The sequence below is a fragment of the Mesorhizobium subarcticum genome (assembly GCF_055456085.1).
Genome location: NZ_CM144237.1, coordinates 3,322,840 through 3,345,682, shown reverse-complemented (window position 1 = coordinate 3,345,682; position 22,843 = coordinate 3,322,840). Strand labels below are relative to the sequence as shown.

Here is a 22,843-nt window from a genome sequence, read left to right as displayed (position 1 = left end):
AATCGCCTAAGGCCAATGATCCATCCCAAAATCCTTGCCATCTTGTACGTAAACGCGTACAAGATGGCCCATGCGAACCACTTCCTACAGTGACTTGCGGCGCAACCTGGCCGCTACGATAGACGCCGTGAATGCGGATCACGAGCCGGTCATCATCACGCGCGACCGCGGCAAGCCGGCGGCTGTGCTGATGTCGGTGGAGGATTTCGCCTCCTATGAGGAAACCCGCTATCTCCTGCGCAGCCCGCGTAACGCCGATCGCTTGCTTGAGGCGACGCAGGGATTGGACCAGGGCGAAGGGACCGAGCGCGAGCTTCCCGAGTGAAGCTGATCTTCCATGAACGCGCATGGGAGGATTATCTGCACTGGCAGGCAACCGACGCCAAACTGCTCGCACGCATAAATGCACTCATCAAGGAATGCACCCGCACGCCGTTCACCGGGACAGGCAAGCCGGAACCATTGCGCGGGCCACTTTCGGGATGGTGGTCACGGCGCATCACGCAGGAGCATCGTCTGGTCTACCGCGCAGGCGAAGACAGCCTGTTCATCGCGCAATGTCGCTATCACTACTGAGAGAGAGCTGAGCAGCCTTCCGGAGCGCCGGCCGTGATCTCTATCCCCACCCGACAACCAGCTGTGGAAAGCCGAAGACCCGCCATCAGCTGACCGCCAGCACCTTGCCCGTATCGTGCTGGCGAACGAAATCCACGCGGGCGCCGTCCCAGTGGTAGCTGTAATGCCGGCCCTGCACGGGAACGGTGATGACGTCGGGCCAGAAGATACCGATGCATTGGCCGCCCGGCATGCGCACGCTGTTCCACACCAGCCCGTCGCTGCCTTGCGCCCGCAGCGCCCGCCCCTCCGCCTGCGAGGCGGTGTAGTCGTCGGGGTCGAGCACGCCGGGCACGGCGTTGACGTCGTCGAGGTCGCGATCGACGCTACCGATCAGCACGCGAAAGTCCGCCGTCCAGCCCGGCTCCTCATGGGTGGCGCGCATGAAATTCTGGTGGTGGTGGATGGTCTCGGCCAGCGCCACCTCCTCGCTGTCGCCGGCATAATAGAGGCCGTAGCTGCCATCCGAAAAGCGGCCCGGACGCAGCGGCGAACAATGCACGAAGGGCGCCATGACGAAGCTGGCGCCGGGGCCGGAAACCCGCCTTGCGGCGGTCACCTTGCCGAGGTCGCCGATCTCCAGCCGGATGCGCGGATTGGTCTTCTCCTCCACCGAGGCCAGCGCCTCCCAGTCGCGCGGATCGGCAATATCCTCGAAGAGGTCGATCGGCGGATGGATGGAGCGGATAATGCGAAAGGTCTGGTGCCAGTGGACGCGGCGCCGGACCGCAAGCCCACTCACCATGCACCACGCTCCGCATCAAGCCATTCGCGCATCGCGGCAAGATCCGAGATTTCGCCGCGCAGCATCAGGTCGAGCGCCGACTGGCCGCCGAACGTCGCATTGGGCTTGCGGATCCAGGCATAGCCGCGCGCCGGCTCGGTGAAGAGATAGCGCAGGCCCTTGTGGATGCCCATTAGATGCGCCATGCGGGTGCGCAAATCGCGGTCGATGCGGCCGATGCCGCCTTCCTTCCAGCGTGCCCAGGTCCGCGCAGACATGCCGCCAAGCAGGATGCAGGCCTCGATGTCAGTCAGGTTCCACGCCTTGAACAGATTGACCGTGGTGCGCGCCAGGGCGCCCGCCTCTTCTTCCGAAATGGCTGACCCGACCGTGGCCGGCGTGGTGACGATGGACTGAAGCTGCATGTTTGCTGACCTCTGCTATTGGCAGAGATATAGCATGTATTTGCCAATTGGCAAGGATGAGGGTTCGACAAGCCTGGGTTTCTCGCCAACACGGAATGGGCGAGAAACCCAGCTTCGGGAAGGTCGCCGCCAGTTCTACTTCCCCAGCACCTTCGCCTTGCAGGCCGGGCTCAGTTCCTTCAGATGCTTCTTCAAGCACGGCCCGGCGCTACCGTTCGGAAATTGCGGGCAGAGCCGCTGCCGGTCTTCCTTGCACGGCGAATTGGCGATCGTCGACTTGGCATTCGCCTCGGCGCAGACCGCAAACACCATCGTCGCCACCGCCGCGATACCAAGCACTTTCACGAGTTTCATTCCAGCCACCCCATTGTTCAGGACGGCTGAACCTGCCCGATGCCGGAGGAGCCAACAACTAGCGGTATCGAGAGGGTGGCAGGGCGGGAATGGCTTGGCTCAGGGCGCCAGAGATGCGAGCGTCCGCGCTGCCCCTCATTGTCTGCCGGACATTTCTCCCCGTATAGTGACGGGGAGAAAGACACTGCCATTGGCGATTTCGCCAATCACCGTGGTTGCAAAAGAAGCGCCGACGGCGCGACAGCATTCTTCTCCCCGTCACTATACGGGGAGAAGGTGCCGGCAGGCGGATGAGGGGCGGCGCCGGCTTCGGACAATTGGCCTAGTTCCAGAAAGTCGCGCGCCGCTCGTCGCGGCGCGAGTCAAACCTACTCCGCCGCCTCATACCCAGCGATGCCCTTGATCTCCAGAAAATCCTCGAGCCCATATTCGGCGTATTCGCGGCCATTGCCCGACTGCTTGTAGCCGCCGAAGGGCAGGCCGGCGTCCCAGGTCGGGTAGTTGATGTAGACATTGCCGGAGCGCATGCGCGCCGCGACGTCGCGGGCCTTCTGGATGTCCTTGGCCTGGATGTAGGAGGCAAGGCCGTAGACGGTGTCGTTGGCCTGCTCGACCGCCTGTTCGACCGTGTCATAAGGCATGATCGCCAGCACCGGTCCGAAGATTTCTTCACGCGCGATGCGCATGTCGTGGGTGACGTCGGCGAACACGGTCGGCCTGATATAGTAGCCGCGGTTGAGTTCGGCGGGGCGGCCGGGGCCGCCAGCGACGAGCGTTGCACCCTCGTCGATACCGGCCTGGATCAGATCCTGGATCTTGTCGAACTGGACCTGGCTGACGACAGGGCCAAGCTTGGTGTTGGCGCCATCGGCAGGACCGACGGTGAACTTTTCCGCTGCCGCCTTGGCATAGCCAGCAGCCTCGTCATGACGGTCGCGCGGCACGAACATGCGGGTCGGCGCATTGCAGGACTGGCCTGAGTTGCCGAAGCAGCCGGCGACGCCCTTGGTGACAGCCTTTTCGAGGTCGACATCCGGGAACAGGATGTTGGCCGATTTGCCGCCAAGCTCCTGGTGTACGCGCTTGACCGTGTCGGCGGCCGCCTTGGCCACCAGGATGCCGGCCCGCGTCGAGCCGGTGAACGACATCATGTCGATGTCGGGATGGCTGGACAGCGCCTGGCCAACGCCCGGGCCATCGCCATTGACGAGGTTGAACACGCCCTTCGGCACGCCGGCCTCGTCGATGATCTCGGCGAAGATGATGGCGTCGAGCGGCGCGATTTCCGATGGCTTCAGCACCATGGTGCAACCGGCGGCAAGGGCTGGGCCGACCTTGCAGGTGATCTGGTTCAGCGGCCAGTTCCACGGCGTGATCAGGCCGACGACGCCGATCGGCTCCTTGACGATGAGTGACGAGCCCTTGACGTGACGGAACTGGAACGACTTCAGCGTCTCGGCCATCTTCACGAGATGCGCCAGCCCGACGCCGACCTGGCTGTCGAGCGCCATCTGGCGCGGCGCGCCCATTTCGCGTGACACGGCGAGCGCCAGATCCTTGGAGCGCTTCTTGTAGACCTCGATGACGCGGTTCAGGATATCGAGGCGCTCTTCCACCGAGGTGAAGCCGAATGTGTTGAAGGCGCGCTTGGCGGCGGCCACCGCTTTGTCGACATCGGCCTTGGAGCCGAGCGAGATCTGCGCGAAGGCATCCTCGTTCGACGGGTCGATGACATCGAGCGTGTTGGGCACAACAGGATCGACCCACGCGCCATCGATATAGAACTGCAGATTGTGTGACATGGTTTTCTCCTTGGGGGTGCCGCAGAGCCGTTCCGGCCGTGATATGTGGCTAGAGATAACGATGCACAAACGCCGCTGTCAAACGCAACCCCCGAAGTGGTTGAGCCAGAACGGCAGTGATTGAGCCAGCGTGTGCGGTATGCCGTCGTCGGACTGTAGCACTATCCGAGGCGCTGAAAAATCACCGCCGAGTTCCTTCGCGCCCCCCTCTGTCCTGCCGGACATCTTCCCCACTTGGGGGGAGATTAGCTGTTCCGTCCATGGCGCCTCTTCTTGCACCGGAGATTGGCGAAACCCGTCGTGACGGCCAATCTCCCCACCCGTGGGGAGATGTCCGGCAGGACAGAGGGAGGCGCCGTAGAGCGCTACTTCCGCCCCGTTCACGCTCCAATGCGGACCGAAGCGGCAACCGCCGCCCGCATCAGCCGGCCAATCTCTTGCTCATATAGACCGTCACACCACCCATGAACGGCTCCTCCCGGTCGATCGTATAGCCGTGCCTTTTGTACAACAACACATTGGCCTCGAAGGCGCCGTTGGTCAGCAGGCGCAGCTCGGATCGACCCGCTTCGAGCGCCTTGCTTTCAGCCCGCTCCAGCAACAGCCGGCCGATGCCCCTGCCCTGCGCTTCCGGCGCCACGCAGACATTCTCGATCCAGAGGTGATCGTCGGCGAGCATGGTTTCGATCATGCCGACGATGCCGCCGTCCGCGACGGCGAGCTCGAACGGATGCTCGGCGACGGCTTTGTCATAGTCGGCGCGCATCGGCAGCGGCTCGCGGCCGATCACCGGCACCCATTTGCCATAGGCTGCGCGCACAATGTCCCTGATCGCTGCGGCGTCGGCGGGCTCGGCCGGCCGAAACCGGATGGAATTTTTTGTCATAACAAGGCTCCAGGCATGAAAAACCCCGCCGGCGTTATCGCGGGCGGGGCTGGAAACGAACGAACCGGATCTATCCTGCCGGCCTTTGTCGTCGCGAAATCAGCTTGCCGCTCCGCACTGGGCGGCGTCGCTTGGTGTTGGTGGGCGCGAGGGCGAACATGGCGCCAAGCTGGCGCAGGAAGCGCGGCGCGTCAAGATTTCGGGATTGGCCCAGAGCTTCGTCGTCCACTTGCAGCCATGCAGCGATCCCGTGAAATGCCGATTTTGGAAACCGCCCGCTTGATCTGGAACCTATAAGGTCAATTGTCGCTGACAAAACCAATGGCCTTGCAGATGCCCGACCCGACACACGCTCACTGCTTCGTTCCTGGCACCGATATGATCCGTGCGCCGCTCGTTCTGCTCCACGGTTCGGGCGGCAACGAGTTCGAGCTGCTGCCCTTGGCTGGCGAACTGGCGCCTGAGGCGGCGAGGCTCGGCATGCGCGGCACGGTTACCATCGACGGCGGGCACGCCTTCTTCCATCGTTTTCCAGATCGCCGGGTCAACGAAGCGGATATTGCCGCAAGGGCGCCTGTGCTGGCGGAATTCATCGAAGCGGCCTGCGGCCACTACGGCTTGAACGGACGCCCCATAGCCATCGGCTTTTCCAACGGTGCCATCATGGCGGCAGCCCTGCTGCTGACCCGCCCCGGCCTGTTGGCGGGGGCGGTCCTGTTTCGTCCCCTCTCCCCGTTCACTGCAGATATCCCGCAGCGATTGGACAGAACGCCGGTGCTGATCCTTGATGGAGACAGCGACAGCCGCAGATCGCCGGGCGATGGACTGCGACTGGCTGATCGGCTGGTCCGTGCCGGGGCGTCGGTGGTCCATCATGTGCTGCCGGTCGGCCACTCGATCACCGCCGAGGACAAGCGAATTGCCGGCGAGTGGCTTCAGGCGATTGCACGTTAAACAGTTCGGCGCCAACGCTTCCGCCAGCGGCCTGATACTCCTGCGCCGTCGGCCGAAACAATATCTCGTTGATGTCGACCTCGTCCGGCTGGCTCATGGCGAACACCACGGTCCTCGCCAAGGAATCCGCCGGGATGGCCACCCGGTCGCCGAGCGCGCGCACGCACTCGGCGACATCAGGCTCATTCCGCCTCAGCGATCGATCCGTGCCGCCTGTTGCGGCGAGTAGCGCTCGCCCTGCACGGCAATCGCCGAGACCGCGTTCTCGATGTTGGCAAGATCATCGGTGGTCAGCGTAACAGTGGCCGATCCGATGTTCTCCTCGAGGCGGTTGAGCTTCGTCGTGCCAGGGATCGGGACGATCCAGGGTTTTTGCGCCAGCAGCCAGGCGAGCGCGACCTGCGCCGGTGTCACCTTCTTCTGCGCCGCGATCGCGACGATGGCGTCGACGAGTGCCTGGTTTGCCTTGCGCGCCTCCTCTGCAAAACGCGGCACGGTGTTGCGGAAGTCGCTGCTGTCGAACGTCGTGCTGGCGTTGATCGCCCCGGTCAGGAACCCCTTGCCCAGTGGGCTGAAGGGCACGAAGCCGATGCCCAGTTCCTCGAGCACCGGCATAATCGCCTCCTCGGGTTCACGCCACCAGAGTGAGTATTCGCTTTGAAGGGCTGCGACCGGCTGCACGGCGTGCGCCCGCCTTATGGTGCGCACGCCGGCTTCGGAGAGGCCGAAATGCTTGACCTTGCCCTGCCCGATCAGGTCCTTCGCCGCGCCCGCCACCTCTTCGATCGGCACCACCGGATCGACGCGGTGCTGGTAGAAAAGGTCGATGCGGTCGGTCCTCAGCCGCTTGAGCGAAGCCTCGACGACGTCGCGAATATGCTGCGGCCGGCTGTCCATGCCCTCATGTCCAGCGGAACCTGCGATATCGATGCCGAATTTGGTGGCGATCACCACCTGGTCGCGGATCGGCTGCAGCGCCTCGCCAACGACCTCCTCATTCTTGAACGGTCCATAGACCTCGGCCGTGTCGAAGAAGGTGATGCCCCGCTCGAACGCGGAGCGGATCAGGCGGACCGCATCCGGCGTCTCCATCGGCTGCCCGTAAGAATGGCTCATGCCCATGCAGCCGAGCCCAATGGCCGAGACTTCGAGGCCGCTGTTTCCAAGTGTGCGCTTTTGCATTTCAATTCTCCTTCGGTGTGATCCGCACCGTGGCGGCGCGGGCGCGCGCCGCGATCATCGGCGCGAGATAGGGGCTGGCTGCGTATTTCGCTCTGTAGGCGTCATCGATCCGGTCGTTGACGGTTCCCTCGACCGGTTCGAAGCCGACGTCCCTGGCCATGCCGGCAGCGGTGATGCGACCGGCCTTCTGCTTGATCGCAGCCTGATACCAGCGCGACTGCAGGCCATTGTAGCCGCGCACATAAAGCGCGCCGTCGGCAACGACCGACCAGATCCATGTCGGCGTCCCCAGGGTCACGCCGTCATCACGCAACGGCGAAATATGCAGATCGTCGGTTGCCGCGATCCTTGGGAGTTCGTCCTTCGACCATGGCATGGCTTCACCCCTTCTCGGCGTCGGCCTGCTCGAAGACTTTCCGTGCAATGCCGATCGCGGTGCTGGCCGCCGGCCATCCGGCGTAGAAGGCGAGATGCGTGATGGTTTCGATGAGTTCGTCGGGGGTGACGCCATTGTCGAGCGCCCGCTTCATGTGGAAAGGCATCTCGTTGATCCGGTAGTTCGAGACCAGGCTGGTGACGGTGACGAGGCTGCGATCGCGCGGCGAAAGGCCCGGGCGCTTCCAGACATCCCCGAACAGCACCTCGTCGGTGTATTTGCCGAGCGCGGGCGCGATATCGGAGAACGGGCTTTTGTCAGTCATGAGAGCTTCCTTCGCTAGGGGATGTATCGGAGATGGAGCCGGGAACCGCCGTGTCAAACCCCGTATTGGTCGTCGCTGACCTTCTCCATCCAGTCGACGACCTTGCCGTCGAGCGCTTCGGCGATGGCGATATGGCTCATTGCCGTGGTTGGTGCCGCGCCATGCCAGTGCGTTTCGCCGGGCGCGAACCAGACGATGTCGCCGGGGCGGATCGGTTCGATCGGCCCACCCTCGCGCTGGACAAGCCCGGCGCCTGACAGAACGATCAGCGTCTGGCCGAGCGGATGGGCGTGCCAGGCGGTGCGCGCGCCGGGCTCGAAGGTCACGGTGGCACCGCCGACGCGGGCGGGTTCGCTACCCTTGAAGGGCGCGTCGATGCGCACCGTGCCGGTAAAATACTCCGCAGGGCCTTTCGCCGAGGCCTGCGAGCCGCTTCGCTTGATATCCAAGGTTTTTCCCTTCTCGACGCCAGGCAGGACGCTGCCACGGGGCTTGCGGGCCGCCGACTTCTCCAGCCAATTGTGATGGCCTCTATTTAGCGCCTGCGATTGGCCCGGATTAGCTGCTATATCCGGCATGTACTTATGAGGAGAGCTCATCAATGCCGCGAGACAATCTGAATGAGCTGACCGCCTTCCTCGCGGTCGCGCGCGAAAAAAGCTTCACCCGCGCGGCGGCCCAGCTCGGCGTTTCGCAATCGGCGCTCAGCCACACGGTGCGGGCGCTGGAGGAGCGGCTGGGCGTGCGGCTGCTCACCCGCACCACGCGCAGCGTTTCGCCCACCGAGGCTGGCGAGCGGCTGGTGCGCTCCGTGGGGCCGAGGCTGGGCGAGATCGAGGCCGAACTCGTCGCGGTAAGCGCCTTGCGTGAAAAACCCGCCGGCACCATCCGCATCACCGCCGGCGAGCACGCCGCCGATGCAGCGCTGTGGCCGGCGATATCAAGGCTGCTGCCCGACTATCCCGACATCAGGGTCGAGATCATCGTCGATTACGGCCTGACCGACATCGTCGCCGAGCGCTACGATGCCGGCGTGCGGCTGGGCGAACAGGTGGCGCGCGACATGATCGCGGTGCGCATCGGCCCCGACCAGCGCATGGCGGTGGTCGGATCGCCGGCCTACTTCGCCAAACGGCCGAAGCCGCGCTCACCGCAGGACCTGACCACGCACAATTGCATCAATCTGCGCCTGCCGACCTATGGCGGGCTCTATGCCTGGGAATTCGAAAAGGCTGGGCGTGAGCTGAAGGTGCGCGTCGAGGGCCAACTGATCTTCAATACATCCGGCTTGCGCATGAATGCCGTGCTGGCCGGCCTCGGCCTTGCCTATCTGCCGCAGGATCAGGTGCACGCGCCGCTTGCCAGCGGCGAACTGGTGCGGGTGCTGGCTGACTGGTGCCCGCCCTTCCCCGGCTACCACCTCTACTACCCCAGCCGCCGCCAGGCGACACCAGCCTTCTCGCTGCTGGTCGATGCGCTGCGCTATCGGGGATAGGACGTCTGGACTGTATTGGCGGGCGTTCTATCTTCGCGATCAACCCTGATCTTTTCCAAAGCACCGGAGCCATCGCCATGACCGTGACGGACCTCTATCGAGGCTATATCGACTGCCTCAACAATCAGGATTGGGCGCGGCTGCACCGCTTCGTGCATGACGAGGTGCACTACAACAGCGAGCGCATTGGGCTGTCAGGCTACCGCGAAATGCTGGAGCGGGATTTCCGCGAAATCCCGGATCTCTATTTCGATGTCCAGCTCTTGATCTCCGAGCCACCCTTCATCGCCAGCCGCATCCAGTTCCACTGCACGCCGAGGGGGACCTTCTTCGGCCTGCCGATCAACGGCCGGAAAGTCTCGTTCAGCGAAAATGTGTTTTATGAGTTTCTCGACGACCGGATCAGGAATGTCTGGTCGGTGATCGACAAGGCGGCCGTCGCAGCGCAGCTGTAGTCGTGCCTCTTCGCTCCACGATCCGGGAGTTTGCGCCTCCGATCGTTCGTAAAAATCGATCATTCTAACCAGAACAATTCGTTGGAAAGATCGGTTTAGGAATGGCATTCTCCGGAGGTATTCGCCTGGAGAATTGCATTGTCGTCCCTCACGCACATCGCGAACGAAATTCCGAAAAGCACGATATCGGCCGACCTGGCAGCCGGCCGCAAGCGGCTCGATTCGGTGTGGAACGGCGTCATCCCCGGCATCGTGCTGGTGGCGATGATCACGGCCGTCGCCTTCTCGGCGCACAATGTCTCCGGCTTTGCCCTGTTCAGCCCGATGATCCTGGCCGTCGTCGCCGGCATGGTCTATTCCAACGTGCTCGGCACCCCGGCGCACGCCAAGGCCGGCATCGCCTTCTCGCAAAAGCGCCTGCTGCGCTTTGCCATCGTTCTGCTCGGCTTCCAGCTGACGCTCGGCCAGGTCGTGTCGATCGGCGCCGGCGGCGTCGGCATCGTCGCGCTGACGCTGGGCTCGACCTTCGTCTTCACCATCACGCTCGGTCGCCTGATCGGCGTCGACGCCAAGCTGGCGCAGCTGATTGCCGCCGGCACGTCGATCTGCGGCGCTTCGGCCATCGTCGCCACCAACATCGTCACCGATGCAAGCGACGAGGACGTCACCTATGCCGTTGCCTCGATCACCTTGTTCGGCACCGTCGCCATGCTCGGCTTCCCGCTGCTGGCGCCGCTGCTTGGCCTCGACCAGCACGCTTTCGGCCTGTGGGCCGGCGCTTCGATCCATGAGGTGGCGCAGGTCATCGGCGCCGGCTTCCAGAACGGCACCCAGTCCGGCGAGATCGCCACGGTGGCCAAGCTGACGCGCGTTGCCATGCTGGCGCCGATGGTCATCGCGCTCGGCCTGATGGCGCGCCGCACGAGGAGTGGCGACCAGTCGGCAGCGCGCCCGCCCATGCCATGGTTCGTCGCCGCCTTCGTCGCCGTCGTGGCGCTGAACAGCCTGGTCGCGGTGCCCGCCGAAGTGAAGTCGGCGATAGTGCTCGCCACCACCATCATGCTGACCATGGGGCTCGCCGCCATGGGCCTGCAGGCCGACATCTCGCAGTTGCGCTCGCGCGGCCTGCGTCCGCTGGCACTGGCCTTCTGCGCCTTCCTGTTCATCGGCAGCTTCAGCTTGATGCTGGTGAAGTTCGCCTAGACATCGATACGGCTTGCCTGCGAGTTTGGGAATCAATCCACATCGGCTAGGCTCCGCGCATCAGCCCGCGAGCCCAACCGATCCATGCCGTTTGTTCCCCTGCCCTTCGTCGTCGCCTTGCTGCTGTTCATCCTGCTTTGGGTCGTCGCCAGGCGCGGGGATGACGCAGCGCCCAACCTGTCGTTCCTTGGCCTGATCCTGCTCAGCGCGCTGCAATCGGTGCTCGTCGGGCTGCGCTGGGGCTACGGCATCAGCGAGGTGGGCTACATCGCCCCGGTTTCCGCCGCGATCATGCCGTCGCTGCTCTATGCCGGCGTCTCCAGGCTCGTCCGCACCAGCGACCGCCAATGGCCGGCGCGGCTCGCCATCCACGCGGCGCCTGCTGTCATCCTCATCATGCTGATGATCTTTTGGCCCGGGGCAATCGACTTCGCGCTGATATCGATCGATTTCATCTACGCCGCCGCCATTCTCTGGCTGCTTCGCTCCGGCGCGGACGGCCTTCGCCTTGCACCTTTCGATGGCGCTGTCCCGGCCTACCGGGCCATCATCGCCGCCGCCGTAACGCTGTGCCTGTCGGGAATGGTCGATGTGCTGATTTCCCTTGAGCTGGCGCTGGGGAATGGAGCGCGCGCGGCGACGGTGATCGGCATCGCCAATCTCTTCATCCTCGTCTTTGTCGGTGTGGCGGCGGCGGCAGCCAGCCAAAGCCATGTCCCGCTCAATGCGGCCGAACCGGCGGAGGCTCCGCCCCCGACAGGGTTCGGCGAAGACGCCGATACGCTTCGCCGGGTCGATGAGACGATGCAGGAGAAAAAGCTCTACCGCGACGCCGATCTCAACCTCAACCGGCTTGCCCGCCGCGCCGGAATTCCGGCACGCCAGATTTCAGCAGCGATCAACCGGGCGACGGGCAAGAACGTCTCGCAATATGTCAACGAACACCGCATCGCCGAGGCCTGCCGGCTCTTGAGCGAGACCGACCAGTCGGTGACCGAGATCATGCTGACGGTCGGCTTCCAGACCAAGTCGAATTTCAACCGCGAGTTCCGCCGCGTCACCGACATGACGCCGCTCGCCTGGCGGGAACAGAACGCCCAGTCGCCCTCGCTCGCGAGCCCCGTGAGCGGCCGGAATCCAGCGGCGCGGTTCGCGTCGAACAGTACTCAATCGCGATAAAGCACGTTCTCGATCGTGTTCGAGGTCTCCGGCCGCGTTCGAATGCGCTGATATCGCGGCATGAACACAGCAACCGAACCCGACCGTCAACTGGCCGGGAGCCGAAGGCTCCAGACTTGCCAGCCCATGGCGCGTTTTCGGCAACGGAGATATCAAATGAGATTCTGGATCACGCTTTGCACCATCATCGCTTCGACAATAGTCATGCTGAATGCGAGCATCGCCGGCGAGACTGTCGGCGTTCGTCACTTTCCCGCCGCATCCAGGGAGCGCGGCACCGATCTCGATGTGACGGTCTGGTACCCGGCACAGCCTGGCGGTGAGCCGGTTAGCCTTGGCGACAGCGAGCTTTTCGTCGGCACCTCAGCCATGCGTGATGCGCCGATATCAGGTGGAAAATTTCCGCTGATCCTGCTGTCGCATGGCGCCGGCCTGGCGGGGAGCCCGCAAGCGCTGAGCTGGATCGCAACGCCTCTGGCCAGGCTGGGATTTGTCGTCGCCGCTCCCACCCATCCGGGCAATACGGGGCCAAAAAAATCCGCCGCCGAGACGATGAAACTCTGGTTGCGCCCCGCCGACCTCACGGCGACGCTGGACGCGACAGGCAAGGACGCCGTCCTCGGCGATCACCTCGAGCAAGGCAAAGTCGGTGTCCTCGGCCTTTCCATGGGCGGCAATACAGCGCTGGCGATGGCCGGCGCCCGGGTCGACCCCAAACTGCTGGCGGCCTATTGCGATACGGACGCGCTCAACGCCTCGCTTTGCCAGTGGCTCAGGCAAAGCGGCGTCGATCTGCACGCCATGGATCTGCAGCCCGCCGGCCGCGACAACACCGACGAGCGCATCCGTTTCGCCATGGCGGTCGATCCCGCCCCAGTCGATGTGTTTGACGCCAAAAGCTTCGCCGGGATCAAAATTCCGGTCGCCATCGTCAATCTTGGCCGGCCGGGGAAAATCCCCGCGACCGCCGACGCTTCCGGGATCGCAAAGGCGATTGCAAAGTCGAGCTACGCGACGATCGAGGATGGCAGCCACTACAGCATGTTCGGCGAGTGCAAGCCGGGTGCATTGGACATCATCGCATCCGAAGAGATCGGCGATCCGGTGTGCGATGATGGCGGTGGCCGATCACGTGGGGAGATTCATGCGCAGCTAATTGACCTGACCGTTGCGGCGTTTACGCGCGCGCTCAAGGCGGGGCGGTAGGCCGGGGTTCGCTTCAGCGGTGCAAAAGCTCGAGATTGGCCGAGGCCCCCTGACTTCGTCATCCTAGGGCGAAGCAGCCGCGCAGCGGCGTCGCGGAGACCGGAGGATCCATGCCGTGACCTTGGTCACAGATTGCAACGGAGCAGAATTCTGCACCGTAGCGGCGCCGAGAAGTCACGGCATGGATCCTCGGGTCTGCGCTGCGTCGCTACGCTCCTTGCACCGCCCGTGGATGACGAAAGGACGGAGTCGCTTCCCTCAATCCTCGAACGAACTCGCCGCAGCATAGATCGCGGCCAGTTTTTCGATGCCGGCCTGGTCAGCCTTGTCGAAGCGGCCGGGCAGCGGGCTGTCGAGATCGAGCACGCCGAAGACGCCTTCATCGTCCTCGAGCAGCACGACCAGTTCCGAGCGCGAATCGGCATCACAGGCGATGTGGCCGGGAAAATCGTGCACGTCCTTGATCAGCATCGAGGTGCCGAGCTGGACCGCCGTTCCGCAGACGCCCTTGCCGACGGCAATGCGCACGCAGGCCGGCTTGCCCTGGAAGGGCCCGAGCACCATTTCCTCGTCGGAGGCCAGGAAATAGAAGCCGGCCCAGTTGAGGTCCGGCACCATCTGGAAGATGAGCGCCGCGGTATTGGCAGCATTGGCGATCGAGTCGCTTTCGCCGTCGAGCAGCGCCTTCAACTGCGTGGCGAGGTCGCGGTAGAACGCCGGCTTGTCCGAGGTGTCGATGGCCTTGGCCGCAAACATGGCTTGTCTCCGAACTTCAGAATCGCGGTTCCGTTTCCGCAAGCTCTGCACCAAACGACCACGGGATGACACTAGCGTGAATTCCATCCCCGGCGAAAGCCGCAAGATCAGGATTGCCGCACTTGGCGACAAGCCGCTATTGTCGGCGCTATTTCAGAGGCAGAAAGAGTTCAACGACCACTTCGTGCAGCGGCCCCTCCCCGAGGAGGGACAGGTGTCGCTGGCAATAGACCGGAAAGTCGCGCACTTCCTCGCCGCTGGCCGGAAGCCATTCACGGTAAAGATAAAGCGCCGCGGGCTCGAGATTGTTAGTGTTGCCGGGATAGCGCAGCACCGCGCAGCGTCCGCCGGGAATGACGCCGGCCTTCATCTGCCGGTCATTCGGGTCGATGGGCTGGTCGGTGCCGACGCAAATGTCCATGCTGTAGTCGGCCGCGATCGCCGGCTCCCTTTCGGAACGGAAGATGTTGAAGGTCGGGCTTGTCTGGGGCGACAGGCCGTGGGCCTTGCGCCAGGCGATGAACCGCTGGATGGTGTCCTGGAGCGTCGACCGGTCGCCGCGATGCTCCATGACAGCCACCGGCGTTGGCGGCACATCGCGGATCATCACGTCGCCTGGTTCGAAGATTATCTGCATGAGCGTGTTCCTTGCTTTGTCGAAGGGCCCGAAGGCCATGAGCCACGCCCCCCAGTCGGGAGATTTCCGGAACGACGAAGGCGATTGCCCAAACCGTTGCCGGAAGGCGCGGGCAAAGGCATCGGGTGCGTCGTAACCGGCGTCCATCGCTATGTCGGTGACGCTGTGGGCGTCGCTCTCGGCAAGCCTGTATGAGGCGCGCTTCAGGCGAGCGAGCTGGACATAGCGATGCACCGACACCCCGAAGGTTGACGTGAACTGCCGGTGGAAATGATATTTCGAGAACGCCGCGACGCCGCTCAATGCATCCAGATCCAGATCGTCATCCAGATGCTGGTCTATGTGGTCCAGCACCCGTTGCATCCGGGCATGATAGTTCTCAAGTGCCGCCTTCAAACGTCTCTTCCTCTGTGGCAACACCAGATAGGCGCTCCCGGATATATCACGCTCGACCGATCTTGCGGTTTGACACGGGATCGACTGATGCCGCCAGCGCGTTCTTGCAGGCGCGCCATCCGCGCCGCACGTCGATCACCGGTGCGTGCTGAATGGCATCTTCTGGCCGATTCGATCCGGCGCGCCGACGCCGGCCGCAAGGCGGCCAGCGGCATCATGACCGAGATGGGCCATTCGCTGGTGCATGCCATGATCGATCAGCGCAGTGTGGACTGGACCGTGGCGCCGGTTCGCCACACTATCGGGTGACGGAGGATCAGGGTGGATGCAAGCAGTCGGCATCGTCAACGACCACGCCGCCGGCTGCTTCCGGCGATCGCAAGTGGCGCTCTGAACGGGATAGGGCCGTCAGCACTTACATCGGGCGTTTGGGTTCGCTCTTCGGCGGCGCAGCCGTGTCGGAATCGGATTTCTTGTGCTTGTCGGCGGCAATCCTGCGGATGCGGTCGAAGCGGCTTTCCTCGGTCTTTTCGGTCGTGACGACCGTCTCTGGCTTCCGCACGAACGTGATCATGGATCCGTCTCCTGGGCTAGAGGCCTGCGCGCCGGGAGAGAATCCCCGGCGGGTAGTATCGAACTTCAGTGCAGCCGGCGTGGCTGGTTCAGGTCAGGGCTGGAAGGCGGCTTCGATGAAGCCACCCTCCAAGCCGGCTGAACTTCGTAGCCACCCATACCGCCGCCGCCACCGCCGCCACCGGCAGGTGCAGCATCCTTGGCCGGGATGTCGGTGATCATCGCTTCGGCGGTGATCAGAAGTGCCGCGATCGAGCCGGCGTCCTGCAGTGCGGTGCGTACCACTTTCGCCGGGTCGACGATGCCGGCCTTGATCATGTCGACATAGACCTCGTTCTGGGCGTCGAAACCCTGATTGTGGTCCTTGCTGTCGGTGAGCTTGCCGACGACGATGGAACCTTCGACGCCGGAATTCTCGGCGATCTGGCGGATCGGCGCTTCAAGCGCGCGCAGCACGATGGAGATGCCGGCGGTGACATCGGCATTGGCGCCGGTCAGGCCGGCGAGCACGGAGCGAGCACGCAGCAGGGCGACGCCGCCGCCGGGCACGATGCCCTCTTCAACCGCCGCACGCGTTGCGTTCAGCGCATCGTCGATACGGTCCTTCTTTTCCTTCACTTCCGACTCGGTGACGCCGCCGACGCGTATGACGGCAACGCCGCCCGACAGCTTGGCAAGACGTTCCTGCAACTTTTCCTTGTCGTAGTCGGAAGTCGTCTCCTCGATCTGGCCCTTGATCTGGGCGACACGTGCCTGGATGGTCGCCTTGGTGCCGGCGCCGTCGATGATCGTGGTGTTGTCCTTCTCGATCAGCACGCGCTTGGCGCGGCCGAGCATCTCGATGGTGACGTTCTCGAGCTTGATGCCGAGATCCTCTGATATCATCTGGCCCGATGTCAGCACCGCGATGTCTTCCAGCATCGCCTTGCGGCGATCGCCGAAGCCTGGCGCCTTGACGGCCGCGACCTTGAGGCCGCCGCGCAGCTTGTTGACGACCAGCGTGGCAAGAGCCTCACCTTCGACGTCTTCGGAGATGATCAAGAGCGGCCGGCCGCCCTGCACCACCGCTTCGAGGATCGGCAGCATCGCCTGCAGATTGCCGAGCTTCTTCTCGTGGATGAGGATGTAGGGCTCTTCCAGCTCGACGCGCATCTTGTCGGCATTGGTGACGAAATAGGGTGAGAGATAGCCGCGGTCGAACTGCATGCCTTCGACGACGTCGAGCTCGGTTTCGGCGGTCTTGGCTTCCTCGACGGTGATGACGCCGTCATTGCCGACCTTGTCCATCGCCTTGGCGATCATCTCGCCAACGGTGGCGTCGCCATTGGCGGCGATGGTGCCGACCTGGGCGATCTCGGCCGACGACTTGACCTTCTTGGCCTTCGCCTTGATCTCGACGACGACGGCGGCGACGGCCTGGTCGATGCCGCGCTTCAAATCCATCGGGTTCATGCCGGCGGCAACCAGCTTGGCGCCTTCGCGCAGGATCGAGGCGGCCAGCACGGTTGCCGTGGTGGTGCCGTCACCGGCGAGGTCGTTGGTCTTCGAGGCCACTTCGCGCACCATCTGCGCACCCATGTTCTCGAACTTGTCGGCGAGCTCGATCTCCTTGGCGACGGTGACGCCGTCCTTGGTGATGCGCGGCGCGCCATAGGCCTTGTCGATGATGACGTTGCGGCCTTTGGGGCCGAGCGTGACCTTCACCGCATTGGTGAGGATCTCGACGCCGCGCAGCATGCGGTCACGCGCATCGGTGGCGAATTTGATTTCCTTGGCAGACATGATTTTTATCCAGTTCGTATTTGGAGTGGATCAGTCGCCGCGCGGAACGCGCAGCGCTGCTGTCTCTAAGTCTTGCAGCGTCCGCAAGGACACGCGATGCGCCGGTCAGGCGGCCTTCTTGGCAGCTACGGTCTTGGCGGCACCGGTTTTCTCGGTAGCGGCCTCGCTCTTGTCGACGACGCCCATAATGTCGGCTTCCTTCATGATCAGAAGGTCTTCGCCGTCGATCTTGACTTCCGTGCCCGACCATTTGCCGAACAGGATGAAGTCGCCTGCCTTGACATCGAGCGGAACAAGCGCGCCGTTTTCGTCGCGTGCGCCGGGGCCGACGGCGATGACTTCGCCTTCCTGCGGCTTTTCCTTGGCATTGTCGGGAATGATGATCCCGCCCTTGGATTTGGTGTCGCCTTCGGCGCGCCGGATAACGACGCGGTCGTGGAGTGGCCGAAACTTCATGAGAACTTCTTTCTGGGACCGGCTTAGGCGGCCTCGCCTCTGATATAGGCTCTTTGGCACTCGATAGATAGGAGTGCCAAAAATTATTCGAGGTCCGGTTAAATATATAAAAGTATTATTTCGGCTTGGCGTTTCGTGATATCGCCAAGGGACTAAATAATTCAAAAAATTGAATTTTGCCGGTCGAGTGCCTATTTATCGGACAAGTTCACTTTCACGATTTCAAACCCAAGGGAGATTTGTTCGATGGCCGAAGGCAATCAGACGATCATGGAAAAAGCTGAAGCCCGCTTTGTCGACAAGCAGAAAAAGACAGCGGAGAAAAACAAGGCAACCGCCGAATACATGTCCGAGGCGAAGGCCCGGGAGATCAAGACGGCAAAGCTCAGGGGTTTGCGGCTGGCCAAGGAAGAGGCCGATCGTATCGCCGAGGCGCTCAACCCGACGCCGAAGAAGAAGCGGGTGACCAAGAAGGCTGCCGCGACAGAGGCCAAGACGGAGGCCAAGACATGAGCCTGACCTTCCCCAACCGCAGCCGCAGCTATGACGAAGCCGGCAAGCGCATCCGGTTCGTCGGCCATGACGGCATGTTCCAGATTTCCTTCTCCGTCGCCGCCGATGCCATGACCAGGATGCAGCCGGCGACCGCGGCCAATGAGGCAGGCTACCTCGCCACCTTCGACACGCAGAGCAGCGCCATTCGCGACGTGGCATCCAGGGCCTATGACCGCACCCGCAAGAGCATGTATGTGCTGACGGCAGCCGACTTCGGCTGAAGCGGCATCTGAGAGGCCGCAGAACGGTTACGAGATCAGAGCTTGCGCTCCGCCCTCTCCCGGCGCTTGACGTCGCGCACATTCATCTGCACGACCATATCCTCGGCCTCGCGCGGGCTCATGCCGACCATCACTTTTTGCCGGACCACCGCTGGCTGGCCGGTGAAGACGTCGACTATGGTCCAGCTCTGGGGAAGCTCCATGCGCAGTGTGTAGCGATTGGCCATGCTGGCTTACCTCAACCATGCATCATGAAAAACACCGCACCCAGGACCAGCACCGTCCACGCGATCACCGACAACTTGAGCGCCATGCCGCCATGCGCGGTCAGGAGCTTCCGCAAGCGCGGCACGATGCCTGTCGAAGAGGCCGGTGCGGCCAGAACAGCCACCCTTGCCTTGACGCCAAGTTTTCCAAAGACCGGCAGCAGCGACGGTTCACGCACGAAAATGACCTCGAATGTCGGGGAAAGTCGGAGCGAGCATGCTCACGTCCCTTCCATAGCACTCTTTTCGCGGGCGCCCTGCATGCCAAATGCAAACAGCAGCTTGGACGTCGGCCCTACGCCGCCTTCCTGACTTCGATCGTCAGATGCGACAATGACCGGAACCGCGCCAGTCGGCTGCGGTAATAGTCCTCTTGCCGGCGCGTCGGCGTCACCACCGAGACGATGGCGCCGAGATGTCCCGGCCCAAGCCGCCACAAATGCAAATCGGCAAGCTCATCGCCTTCGCTTTCGATCGTCTTGCGCAGGTTCTCCGCCATGCTGCGATCGGGATTCATGTCGAGCAGGACAGCGCCGGTATCGCGGATCAGCCCGAGTGCCCAGCTGGCGATGACCACCGCCCCGACGATGCCGGCGAGCGGATCCATCCACAGCCAGCCGAAGGCGCGGGCCATGACCAGCCCGATGATGACCAGCACGGACACTGCCGCGTCGGCAATGACATGGACGACGGCGGCGCGCATATTGTTGTCATGCGTCGCCTTGCCGTGCGCATGCTCATGTTCCTCGAACAGGACCGGATAGGTCTGCCCGCCGATCGTGAGAATAGCCTCGAAGGCATGCGGCTCGGCAATCTCCTCGAGGGATTCCAGACCATTGTCCAAATCCCTGAATGTGAAAATCTGCCGCGCGCCGTCCGGCCGCACCGTTTCTATCGAGACGGAGGATGAAGCCAGAGCCCTCCCGGATTCAGCGTGCAGTCGGAAGCGCGGCGGCACGCCGTCCTCGAACACATCGAGCACCAGCTCGTCATCCGTCGTAGCGATCCGATGCGTGTCGTCATGCCCATGCTCCGCCGCATGGCCGTGGCCATGACCGTGGCTATGCCCATGATCGCCACCGCCGAGCAGCCATGCGCTGGCAATGTTGACGGCAAGGCCAAGGCAGGCGACCGGGATGGCCTCGGCAAAATGGATCGGCACGGGCGCATAGAGGCGCGTGACGGATTCGTAGCCGATCAGCAGCGCGATCATGGCCAGGATGATGGCGCTGGTGAATCCGGCGAGGTCGCCAAGCTTGCCGGTGCCGAAAGTGAAGCGCTGATCGCCGGCATGTCGGCGCGCATAGGTATAGGCAAGTGCAGCGAGCAGCAGCGCACCGGCGTGCGTGCTCATATGCAGCCCGTCGGCGACAAGGGCGATCGAGCCGAACAACAGGCCACCGACGATCTCAGCCGCCATCATGACCGCGCAGAGCCAGATCACGGCCCAGGTCCTTCGCTCGCTCTTCTGGTGTTCCTCACCCAGAAACATATGACTGTGGGACGCCGGGGCTCTGTTGGTTGCGGTCATGGCGGAACTCACTTGACATAGGTGCGGATGACATCAAGCAACTGGTCGACCGCTTCGCTGTCGAGCGCGCCGGGGTAGCGCTCGGAATCGACGAGATGCGTGCGCACGTGATCTTCGACCACCTCGCCCATCAGCCCGGTCATCGCGCCCCGCGCCCCGGCAATGAGATGCATGACGGCCTCGCAGCCGGCCTCGCTGTCGAGAGCCCGTTCGATGGCCTCGACCTGCCCCCTGATGCGGCGCACGCGCGCCAAAAGCTTTTGCTTTTCACGAATGGTATGTGTCATTCCTGGTCGGTAGCATACCCCCCTACCCTATACAAGGATGTAGGTCGCAGGCTCGCCCCTCGCTCAACGCATGGGACGACGCATCTCCAACTCGTCATGCTCTATTGTCTGGCCTTCGGAGGAAGCCGCACAACGCGATCTTGGCTGGTCTTTTGGAGGCCTCGCCTCGGGATCGAACCGAGGCTTCAGAGATTTGCAGTCTCCAGCGTAGCCGCTCCGCCACGAGGCCATTGCCGTCGACCTAACGGGCAAATGCTTGCGGAAAAGTTAAGCGCAAGGGGCGTTCTGTCGGCACGTTGAAAAATGCTGTGCAGCATCGTTGCGGCATCGCTTTTTCGGCATGCGCCCTTCACCGACCCAGGATCGGATCCAGCACGGGGAGGCTGACGATCGACGCCATGGCAATGAGGCCATAGCAGGCCCACCGATAACCGCGCTCACTTGTCTGGCCAAACACAAGCGAGCCGAGATAGAGGCCAAACCCGTAGAACGGGCCCGTCGCCAGCGCCAGCACAAGAACCGGCCGGGTGATCAATCCTCCCGCCAGATAGCTTACCCCGGTCAGCGCACTCGATATGGCGAAATAGAGGACGATGTTGGCACGCACCACCACGCCATTGCCACCCCCGCCAAGCCAATAGGCCACCACCGGCGGGCCGCCGACCTGGGCGGCGCCAGAGAAGAAGCCGGCAAGCCCACCGACGCCGATCGTCAGCGGCGTGGCAGGACGGCCGTGATAGCGCCAGCCCGACATCAACAGGCCAAGCAGCAGCACCACCAAAAGCACGATACTCCAGCGCAGCGTCAATGGGTCCATCCGCGCCAGCGCATAGGTGCCGAGCGGGACGCCGACCAGCGCGCCCAGCGTCATCGTGCCGACGCTCGGCCGGTCCGCCAGCAGCCAGCTACGCGGCAGCAGGCCAAGGGCGGCGACAGCATCGATGATCAGCAGCAGCGGCGCTGACGATTGCGGCCCGATGACCGAGCTTGCCAGCGGCATGAAGATCAGCGCCGCGCCGAAACCGGAAAAGCCGCGGGCGAAGCCGGCGATGAAGGCGGCAGCCAGCAGGAACAGCACCGCGCGCCGGAATGGCCGGCGATCGACAGATCGGCCATGCTCATATGCGGCCAATGCCGTTGGCTGGACAGTTCTGTGCGGGCCGGCGATGGAATGCATGAGCGAGGTCGGCACGGATCACGGCGTCTCTCCGGTGATGGACAGAGCAACCTTAACGCAGCATTCTCGCAGCTTCATGCTGGAAGATCACCTGATAGAGCTGCAAAAATGCACGATATTGACTGGAACGACCTGCGCTATGTCCTGGCACTGAAGCGCGACGGCTCCTTCGCAGCGGCCGGCCGCCGGCTCGGCCTTGATCCAACGACGGTGGCACGGCGCCTGCGGGCGATCGAACGCACGCTCGGCGCGCGGCTGTTCGAGCGCGCTGCGGCGGGCGAAATGCGACCGACGCAGGCCGGCGAGATCGCGGCAGACCGTGCGGAAGCCGTGGAGGCCGAGATCGGTGGCCTGACGCTCGCGGTCAAGGGCGCCGACAGCGAGATCAGCGGCACCGTGCGGGTCACCGCCGTTCCCATCCTGATCAACCGGGTGCTGATCCCCGCTGTGGCCGATCTTGTCGTGCGCCATCCAGGATTGCGGCTGGAACTGGTAGCCGACCCCCCCATGATGTCAGCCTGACCCGCCGCGAGGCGGACATCGCGCTGCGGCTCGCCCGGCCCGGACCCGAAACCAGCAGCCGGATCATCGCCAGGCGCATCGGCACGCTCGCCTACGCCGCTTATGCCGCGAGCAATCTGTCGGAGCCCGATCTACCCCGGCAGATACCGGATCTGCCCGGGCAGATCACGGATTTGCCCTGGCTGACCTATGAGGACGGCATGGCGTCTCTGCCGCAGCCGCGCTGGATTGCCGGCGTCGCCCGCAAGGATGGTTATGCCCAACTCATCGTCAACGATGCCGAACCGCTGCTGCAGGCGATCCTCGCAGGCCTTGGCCGCTCGTTGCTGCCCTGCATTGTTGCCGATCGTATCGCGGGACTCGCGCGCATGCCGGAGGACGGCCACCCCTTCCCCGCGCGCGAACTGTGGCTGCTCACGCACCCCGATCTGCGCCACCTCGCTCGCATCGCGGCGGTCACCGCATGGATCGAAGCGACGATCCAGCGGCTCGAGGGCGTCTAA

At 63.5% G+C, this 22,843-nt stretch carries 31 protein-coding genes, 1 tRNA gene and 2 pseudogenes; 13 read left to right on the top strand and 21 right to left on the bottom strand.

Annotated features, from left to right (window positions below; translation table 11 throughout):
* Window positions 1–70: 70 nt before the first annotated feature.
* Window positions 71–325: a type II toxin-antitoxin system Phd/YefM family antitoxin gene (locus ACZYHG_RS16260; RefSeq protein ID WP_464609398.1), complete on the top strand. Its 255-nt coding sequence runs from the start codon at window positions 71–73 to the stop codon at window positions 323–325.
* Window positions 322–576, top strand: coding sequence for a Txe/YoeB family addiction module toxin (locus ACZYHG_RS16255; RefSeq protein ID WP_464609397.1), 255 nt, complete (start codon window positions 322–324; stop codon window positions 574–576). Before ACZYHG_RS16260 ends, ACZYHG_RS16255 begins: the two co-directional genes overlap by 4 nt.
* A gap of 85 nt (window positions 577–661) precedes the next feature.
* On the opposite strand, the gene ACZYHG_RS16250 is transcribed toward ACZYHG_RS16255, so the two are convergent.
* The 5 genes from ACZYHG_RS16250 to ACZYHG_RS16230 form a co-directional block, all read right to left on the bottom strand.
* Entirely contained in the window at window positions 662–1,360 is a 699-nt protein-coding gene (locus tag ACZYHG_RS16250; protein WP_464609396.1) for an RES family NAD+ phosphorylase, read from the bottom strand.
* A complete protein-coding gene (locus ACZYHG_RS16245; RefSeq protein WP_464609395.1) occupies window positions 1,354–1,764 on the bottom strand; it encodes an antitoxin Xre/MbcA/ParS toxin-binding domain-containing protein in 411 nt (136 codons plus the stop codon). The genes ACZYHG_RS16250 and ACZYHG_RS16245 overlap by 7 nt, the downstream gene beginning before the upstream one ends.
* Before the next feature lie 135 nt (window positions 1,765–1,899).
* Window positions 1,900–2,118 carry a hypothetical protein gene (locus ACZYHG_RS16240; RefSeq protein ID WP_464609394.1) on the bottom strand — a complete coding sequence of 73 codons (219 nt, stop codon included), beginning with the start codon at window positions 2,116–2,118 and terminating at the stop codon, window positions 1,900–1,902.
* Window positions 2,119–2,486: 368 nt separating this feature from the next.
* Entirely contained in the window at window positions 2,487–3,920 is a 1,434-nt protein-coding gene (locus tag ACZYHG_RS16235) for an aldehyde dehydrogenase family protein (RefSeq protein WP_464609393.1), read from the bottom strand.
* A gap of 421 nt (window positions 3,921–4,341) precedes the next feature.
* Window positions 4,342–4,806, bottom strand: a complete 465-nt coding sequence (locus ACZYHG_RS16230; protein ID WP_464609392.1) for a GNAT family N-acetyltransferase — start codon at window positions 4,804–4,806, stop codon at window positions 4,342–4,344.
* A 321-nt stretch (window positions 4,807–5,127) separates the two neighbouring features.
* Here ACZYHG_RS16230 and ACZYHG_RS16225 point away from each other — a divergent pair, with 321 nt between their 5' ends.
* Window positions 5,128–5,760 (top strand): alpha/beta hydrolase, encoded by a 633-nt coding sequence (locus ACZYHG_RS16225; protein ID WP_464609391.1) that lies wholly within the window; start codon window positions 5,128–5,130, stop codon window positions 5,758–5,760.
* Between the two features lie 37 nt (window positions 5,761–5,797).
* Here ACZYHG_RS16225 and ACZYHG_RS16220 read toward each other — a convergent pair.
* The 5 genes and pseudogenes from ACZYHG_RS16220 to ACZYHG_RS16200 form a co-directional block, all read right to left on the bottom strand.
* A pseudogene (locus tag ACZYHG_RS16220) lies at window positions 5,798–5,905 on the bottom strand (oxidoreductase); the annotation flags it as partial.
* 47 nt (window positions 5,906–5,952) lie between these two features.
* Complete coding sequence (locus tag ACZYHG_RS16215) at window positions 5,953–6,942, bottom strand: aldo/keto reductase (protein ID WP_464609390.1); 990 nt, start codon at window positions 6,940–6,942, stop codon at window positions 5,953–5,955.
* A gap of 1 nt (window position 6,943) precedes the next feature.
* Window positions 6,944–7,318 carry a DUF2255 family protein gene (locus ACZYHG_RS16210; RefSeq protein ID WP_464609389.1) on the bottom strand — a complete coding sequence of 125 codons (375 nt, stop codon included), beginning with the start codon at window positions 7,316–7,318 and terminating at the stop codon, window positions 6,944–6,946.
* A 4-nt stretch (window positions 7,319–7,322) separates the two neighbouring features.
* Window positions 7,323–7,643, bottom strand: a complete 321-nt coding sequence (locus ACZYHG_RS16205) for a carboxymuconolactone decarboxylase family protein (protein WP_464609388.1) — start codon at window positions 7,641–7,643, stop codon at window positions 7,323–7,325.
* A gap of 53 nt (window positions 7,644–7,696) precedes the next feature.
* Window positions 7,697–8,092, bottom strand: coding sequence for a (R)-mandelonitrile lyase (locus ACZYHG_RS16200; protein WP_464609387.1), 396 nt, complete (start codon window positions 8,090–8,092; stop codon window positions 7,697–7,699).
* A 152-nt stretch (window positions 8,093–8,244) separates the two neighbouring features.
* Between ACZYHG_RS16200 and ACZYHG_RS16195 the strand changes: the two genes are divergently transcribed.
* From ACZYHG_RS16195 to ACZYHG_RS16175, 5 genes are all read left to right on the top strand, one after another.
* On the top strand, window positions 8,245–9,138 hold the full coding sequence (locus tag ACZYHG_RS16195) for a LysR family transcriptional regulator (RefSeq protein WP_464609386.1): 894 nt from the start codon (window positions 8,245–8,247) through the stop codon (window positions 9,136–9,138).
* A 77-nt stretch (window positions 9,139–9,215) separates the two neighbouring features.
* Window positions 9,216–9,593, top strand: a complete 378-nt coding sequence (locus ACZYHG_RS16190; RefSeq protein ID WP_464609385.1) for an ester cyclase — start codon at window positions 9,216–9,218, stop codon at window positions 9,591–9,593.
* Window positions 9,594–9,731: 138 nt separating this feature from the next.
* Window positions 9,732–10,796, top strand: coding sequence for a YeiH family protein (locus ACZYHG_RS16185; RefSeq protein ID WP_464609384.1), 1,065 nt, complete (start codon window positions 9,732–9,734; stop codon window positions 10,794–10,796).
* Window positions 10,797–10,880: 84 nt separating this feature from the next.
* Entirely contained in the window at window positions 10,881–11,975 is a 1,095-nt protein-coding gene (locus ACZYHG_RS16180; RefSeq protein ID WP_464609383.1) for a helix-turn-helix domain-containing protein, read from the top strand.
* A gap of 156 nt (window positions 11,976–12,131) precedes the next feature.
* Window positions 12,132–13,181: an alpha/beta hydrolase family protein gene (locus ACZYHG_RS16175; RefSeq protein WP_464609382.1), complete on the top strand. Its 1,050-nt coding sequence runs from the start codon at window positions 12,132–12,134 to the stop codon at window positions 13,179–13,181.
* A gap of 258 nt (window positions 13,182–13,439) precedes the next feature.
* Here ACZYHG_RS16175 and ACZYHG_RS16170 read toward each other — a convergent pair whose 3' ends face one another.
* Window positions 13,440–13,937: a GAF domain-containing protein gene (locus tag ACZYHG_RS16170; protein ID WP_464609381.1), complete on the bottom strand. Its 498-nt coding sequence runs from the start codon at window positions 13,935–13,937 to the stop codon at window positions 13,440–13,442.
* A 148-nt stretch (window positions 13,938–14,085) separates the two neighbouring features.
* Window positions 14,086–14,970 (bottom strand): AraC family transcriptional regulator, encoded by an 885-nt coding sequence (locus ACZYHG_RS16165; protein WP_464609380.1) that lies wholly within the window; start codon window positions 14,968–14,970, stop codon window positions 14,086–14,088.
* Between the two features lie 87 nt (window positions 14,971–15,057).
* Here ACZYHG_RS16165 and ACZYHG_RS16160 point away from each other — a divergent pair, with 87 nt between their 5' ends.
* Window positions 15,058–15,279 carry a hypothetical protein gene (locus ACZYHG_RS16160; RefSeq protein ID WP_464609379.1) on the top strand — a complete coding sequence of 74 codons (222 nt, stop codon included), beginning with the start codon at window positions 15,058–15,060 and terminating at the stop codon, window positions 15,277–15,279.
* A gap of 106 nt (window positions 15,280–15,385) precedes the next feature.
* On the opposite strand, the gene ACZYHG_RS16155 is transcribed toward ACZYHG_RS16160, so the two are convergent.
* The 3 genes and pseudogenes from ACZYHG_RS16155 to ACZYHG_RS16145 all read right to left on the bottom strand — a co-directional run bounded on the left by ACZYHG_RS16155 (window position 15,386) and on the right by ACZYHG_RS16145 (window position 17,781).
* On the bottom strand, window positions 15,386–15,544 hold the full coding sequence (locus ACZYHG_RS16155) for a hypothetical protein (RefSeq protein WP_167334862.1): 159 nt from the start codon (window positions 15,542–15,544) through the stop codon (window positions 15,386–15,388).
* A 152-nt stretch (window positions 15,545–15,696) separates the two neighbouring features.
* Window positions 15,697–17,325: pseudogene (gene groL / locus ACZYHG_RS16150) on the bottom strand (chaperonin GroEL); the annotation flags it as partial.
* A gap of 105 nt (window positions 17,326–17,430) precedes the next feature.
* A complete protein-coding gene (locus ACZYHG_RS16145) occupies window positions 17,431–17,781 on the bottom strand; it encodes a co-chaperone GroES (protein ID WP_464609378.1) in 351 nt (116 codons plus the stop codon).
* A gap of 246 nt (window positions 17,782–18,027) precedes the next feature.
* Here ACZYHG_RS16145 and ACZYHG_RS16140 point away from each other — a divergent pair, with 246 nt between their 5' ends.
* A complete protein-coding gene (locus ACZYHG_RS16140; RefSeq protein WP_464609377.1) occupies window positions 18,028–18,294 on the top strand; it encodes a hypothetical protein in 267 nt (88 codons plus the stop codon).
* Window positions 18,291–18,557: a DUF1488 family protein gene (locus tag ACZYHG_RS16135; RefSeq protein WP_258582331.1), complete on the top strand. Its 267-nt coding sequence runs from the start codon at window positions 18,291–18,293 to the stop codon at window positions 18,555–18,557. Before ACZYHG_RS16140 ends, ACZYHG_RS16135 begins: the two co-directional genes overlap by 4 nt.
* Window positions 18,558–18,592: 35 nt before the next feature.
* On the opposite strand, the gene ACZYHG_RS16130 is transcribed toward ACZYHG_RS16135, so the two are convergent.
* The 6 genes from ACZYHG_RS16130 to ACZYHG_RS16105 form a co-directional block, all read right to left on the bottom strand.
* The gene (locus tag ACZYHG_RS16130; protein WP_464609376.1) at window positions 18,593–18,784 is read right to left on the bottom strand and encodes a hypothetical protein; all 192 of its coding nucleotides are present in this window, start codon (window positions 18,782–18,784) and stop codon (window positions 18,593–18,595) included.
* 11 nt (window positions 18,785–18,795) lie between these two features.
* Window positions 18,796–19,002 (bottom strand): hypothetical protein, encoded by a 207-nt coding sequence (locus ACZYHG_RS16125; RefSeq protein ID WP_464609375.1) that lies wholly within the window; start codon window positions 19,000–19,002, stop codon window positions 18,796–18,798.
* Between the two features lie 116 nt (window positions 19,003–19,118).
* Window positions 19,119–20,354 carry a CDF family Co(II)/Ni(II) efflux transporter DmeF gene (gene dmeF, locus ACZYHG_RS16120; RefSeq protein WP_464609374.1) on the bottom strand — a complete coding sequence of 412 codons (1,236 nt, stop codon included), beginning with the start codon at window positions 20,352–20,354 and terminating at the stop codon, window positions 19,119–19,121.
* Between the two features lie 8 nt (window positions 20,355–20,362).
* The gene (locus ACZYHG_RS16115) at window positions 20,363–20,641 is read right to left on the bottom strand and encodes a metal/formaldehyde-sensitive transcriptional repressor (RefSeq protein ID WP_464609373.1); all 279 of its coding nucleotides are present in this window, start codon (window positions 20,639–20,641) and stop codon (window positions 20,363–20,365) included.
* Window positions 20,642–20,794: 153 nt separating this feature from the next.
* Window positions 20,795–20,870, bottom strand: a tRNA-Cys gene (locus tag ACZYHG_RS16110).
* Between the two features lie 120 nt (window positions 20,871–20,990).
* Window positions 20,991–21,833: a sulfite exporter TauE/SafE family protein gene (locus ACZYHG_RS16105; protein ID WP_464609372.1), complete on the bottom strand. Its 843-nt coding sequence runs from the start codon at window positions 21,831–21,833 to the stop codon at window positions 20,991–20,993.
* A 93-nt stretch (window positions 21,834–21,926) separates the two neighbouring features.
* On the opposite strand from ACZYHG_RS16105, the gene ACZYHG_RS16100 reads away from it, so the two are divergent.
* Together ACZYHG_RS16100 and ACZYHG_RS16095 are read left to right on the top strand one after the other, a co-directional pair.
* Complete coding sequence (locus ACZYHG_RS16100; RefSeq protein WP_464609371.1) at window positions 21,927–22,340, top strand: LysR family transcriptional regulator; 414 nt, start codon at window positions 21,927–21,929, stop codon at window positions 22,338–22,340.
* On the top strand, window positions 22,295–22,843 hold the full coding sequence (locus tag ACZYHG_RS16095) for a LysR substrate-binding domain-containing protein (protein ID WP_464614704.1): 549 nt from the start codon (window positions 22,295–22,297) through the stop codon (window positions 22,841–22,843). Before ACZYHG_RS16100 ends, ACZYHG_RS16095 begins: the two co-directional genes overlap by 46 nt.

Bases quoted from the DNA above. Each gene is read 5' to 3' on its own strand.
- ACZYHG_RS16260 (WP_464609398.1), top strand. From the start codon at position 71: ATGCGAACCACTTCCTACAGTGACTTGCGGCGCAACCTGGCCGCTACG.
- ACZYHG_RS16250 (WP_464609396.1), bottom strand. From the start codon at position 1,360: ATGGTGAGTGGGCTTGCGGTCCGGCGCCGCGTCCACTGGCACCAGACC.
- ACZYHG_RS16245 (WP_464609395.1), bottom strand. From the start codon at position 1,764: ATGCAGCTTCAGTCCATCGTCACCACGCCGGCCACGGTCGGGTCAGCC.
- ACZYHG_RS16240 (WP_464609394.1), bottom strand. From the start codon at position 2,118: ATGAAACTCGTGAAAGTGCTTGGTATCGCGGCGGTGGCGACGATGGTG.
- ACZYHG_RS16235 (WP_464609393.1), bottom strand. From the start codon at position 3,920: ATGTCACACAATCTGCAGTTCTATATCGATGGCGCGTGGGTCGATCCT.
- ACZYHG_RS16230 (WP_464609392.1), bottom strand. From the start codon at position 4,806: ATGACAAAAAATTCCATCCGGTTTCGGCCGGCCGAGCCCGCCGACGCC.
- ACZYHG_RS16225 (WP_464609391.1), top strand. From the start codon at position 5,128: ATGGCCTTGCAGATGCCCGACCCGACACACGCTCACTGCTTCGTTCCT.
- ACZYHG_RS16215 (WP_464609390.1), bottom strand. From the start codon at position 6,942: ATGCAAAAGCGCACACTTGGAAACAGCGGCCTCGAAGTCTCGGCCATT.
- ACZYHG_RS16210 (WP_464609389.1), bottom strand. From the start codon at position 7,318: ATGCCATGGTCGAAGGACGAACTCCCAAGGATCGCGGCAACCGACGAT.
- ACZYHG_RS16205 (WP_464609388.1), bottom strand. From the start codon at position 7,643: ATGACTGACAAAAGCCCGTTCTCCGATATCGCGCCCGCGCTCGGCAAA.
- ACZYHG_RS16195 (WP_464609386.1), top strand. From the start codon at position 8,245: ATGCCGCGAGACAATCTGAATGAGCTGACCGCCTTCCTCGCGGTCGCG.
- ACZYHG_RS16190 (WP_464609385.1), top strand. From the start codon at position 9,216: ATGACCGTGACGGACCTCTATCGAGGCTATATCGACTGCCTCAACAAT.
- ACZYHG_RS16180 (WP_464609383.1), top strand. From the start codon at position 10,881: ATGCCGTTTGTTCCCCTGCCCTTCGTCGTCGCCTTGCTGCTGTTCATC.
- ACZYHG_RS16175 (WP_464609382.1), top strand. From the start codon at position 12,132: ATGAGATTCTGGATCACGCTTTGCACCATCATCGCTTCGACAATAGTC.
- ACZYHG_RS16170 (WP_464609381.1), bottom strand. From the start codon at position 13,937: ATGTTTGCGGCCAAGGCCATCGACACCTCGGACAAGCCGGCGTTCTAC.
- ACZYHG_RS16160 (WP_464609379.1), top strand. From the start codon at position 15,058: ATGCCGCCAGCGCGTTCTTGCAGGCGCGCCATCCGCGCCGCACGTCGA.
- ACZYHG_RS16155 (WP_167334862.1), bottom strand. From the start codon at position 15,544: ATGATCACGTTCGTGCGGAAGCCAGAGACGGTCGTCACGACCGAAAAG.
- ACZYHG_RS16145 (WP_464609378.1), bottom strand. From the start codon at position 17,781: ATGAAGTTTCGGCCACTCCACGACCGCGTCGTTATCCGGCGCGCCGAA.
- ACZYHG_RS16140 (WP_464609377.1), top strand. From the start codon at position 18,028: ATGGCCGAAGGCAATCAGACGATCATGGAAAAAGCTGAAGCCCGCTTT.
- ACZYHG_RS16135 (WP_258582331.1), top strand. From the start codon at position 18,291: ATGAGCCTGACCTTCCCCAACCGCAGCCGCAGCTATGACGAAGCCGGC.
- ACZYHG_RS16130 (WP_464609376.1), bottom strand. From the start codon at position 18,784: ATGGCCAATCGCTACACACTGCGCATGGAGCTTCCCCAGAGCTGGACC.
- dmeF (WP_464609374.1), bottom strand. From the start codon at position 20,354: ATGACCGCAACCAACAGAGCCCCGGCGTCCCACAGTCATATGTTTCTG.
- ACZYHG_RS16115 (WP_464609373.1), bottom strand. From the start codon at position 20,641: ATGACACATACCATTCGTGAAAAGCAAAAGCTTTTGGCGCGCGTGCGC.
- ACZYHG_RS16100 (WP_464609371.1), top strand. From the start codon at position 21,927: ATGCACGATATTGACTGGAACGACCTGCGCTATGTCCTGGCACTGAAG.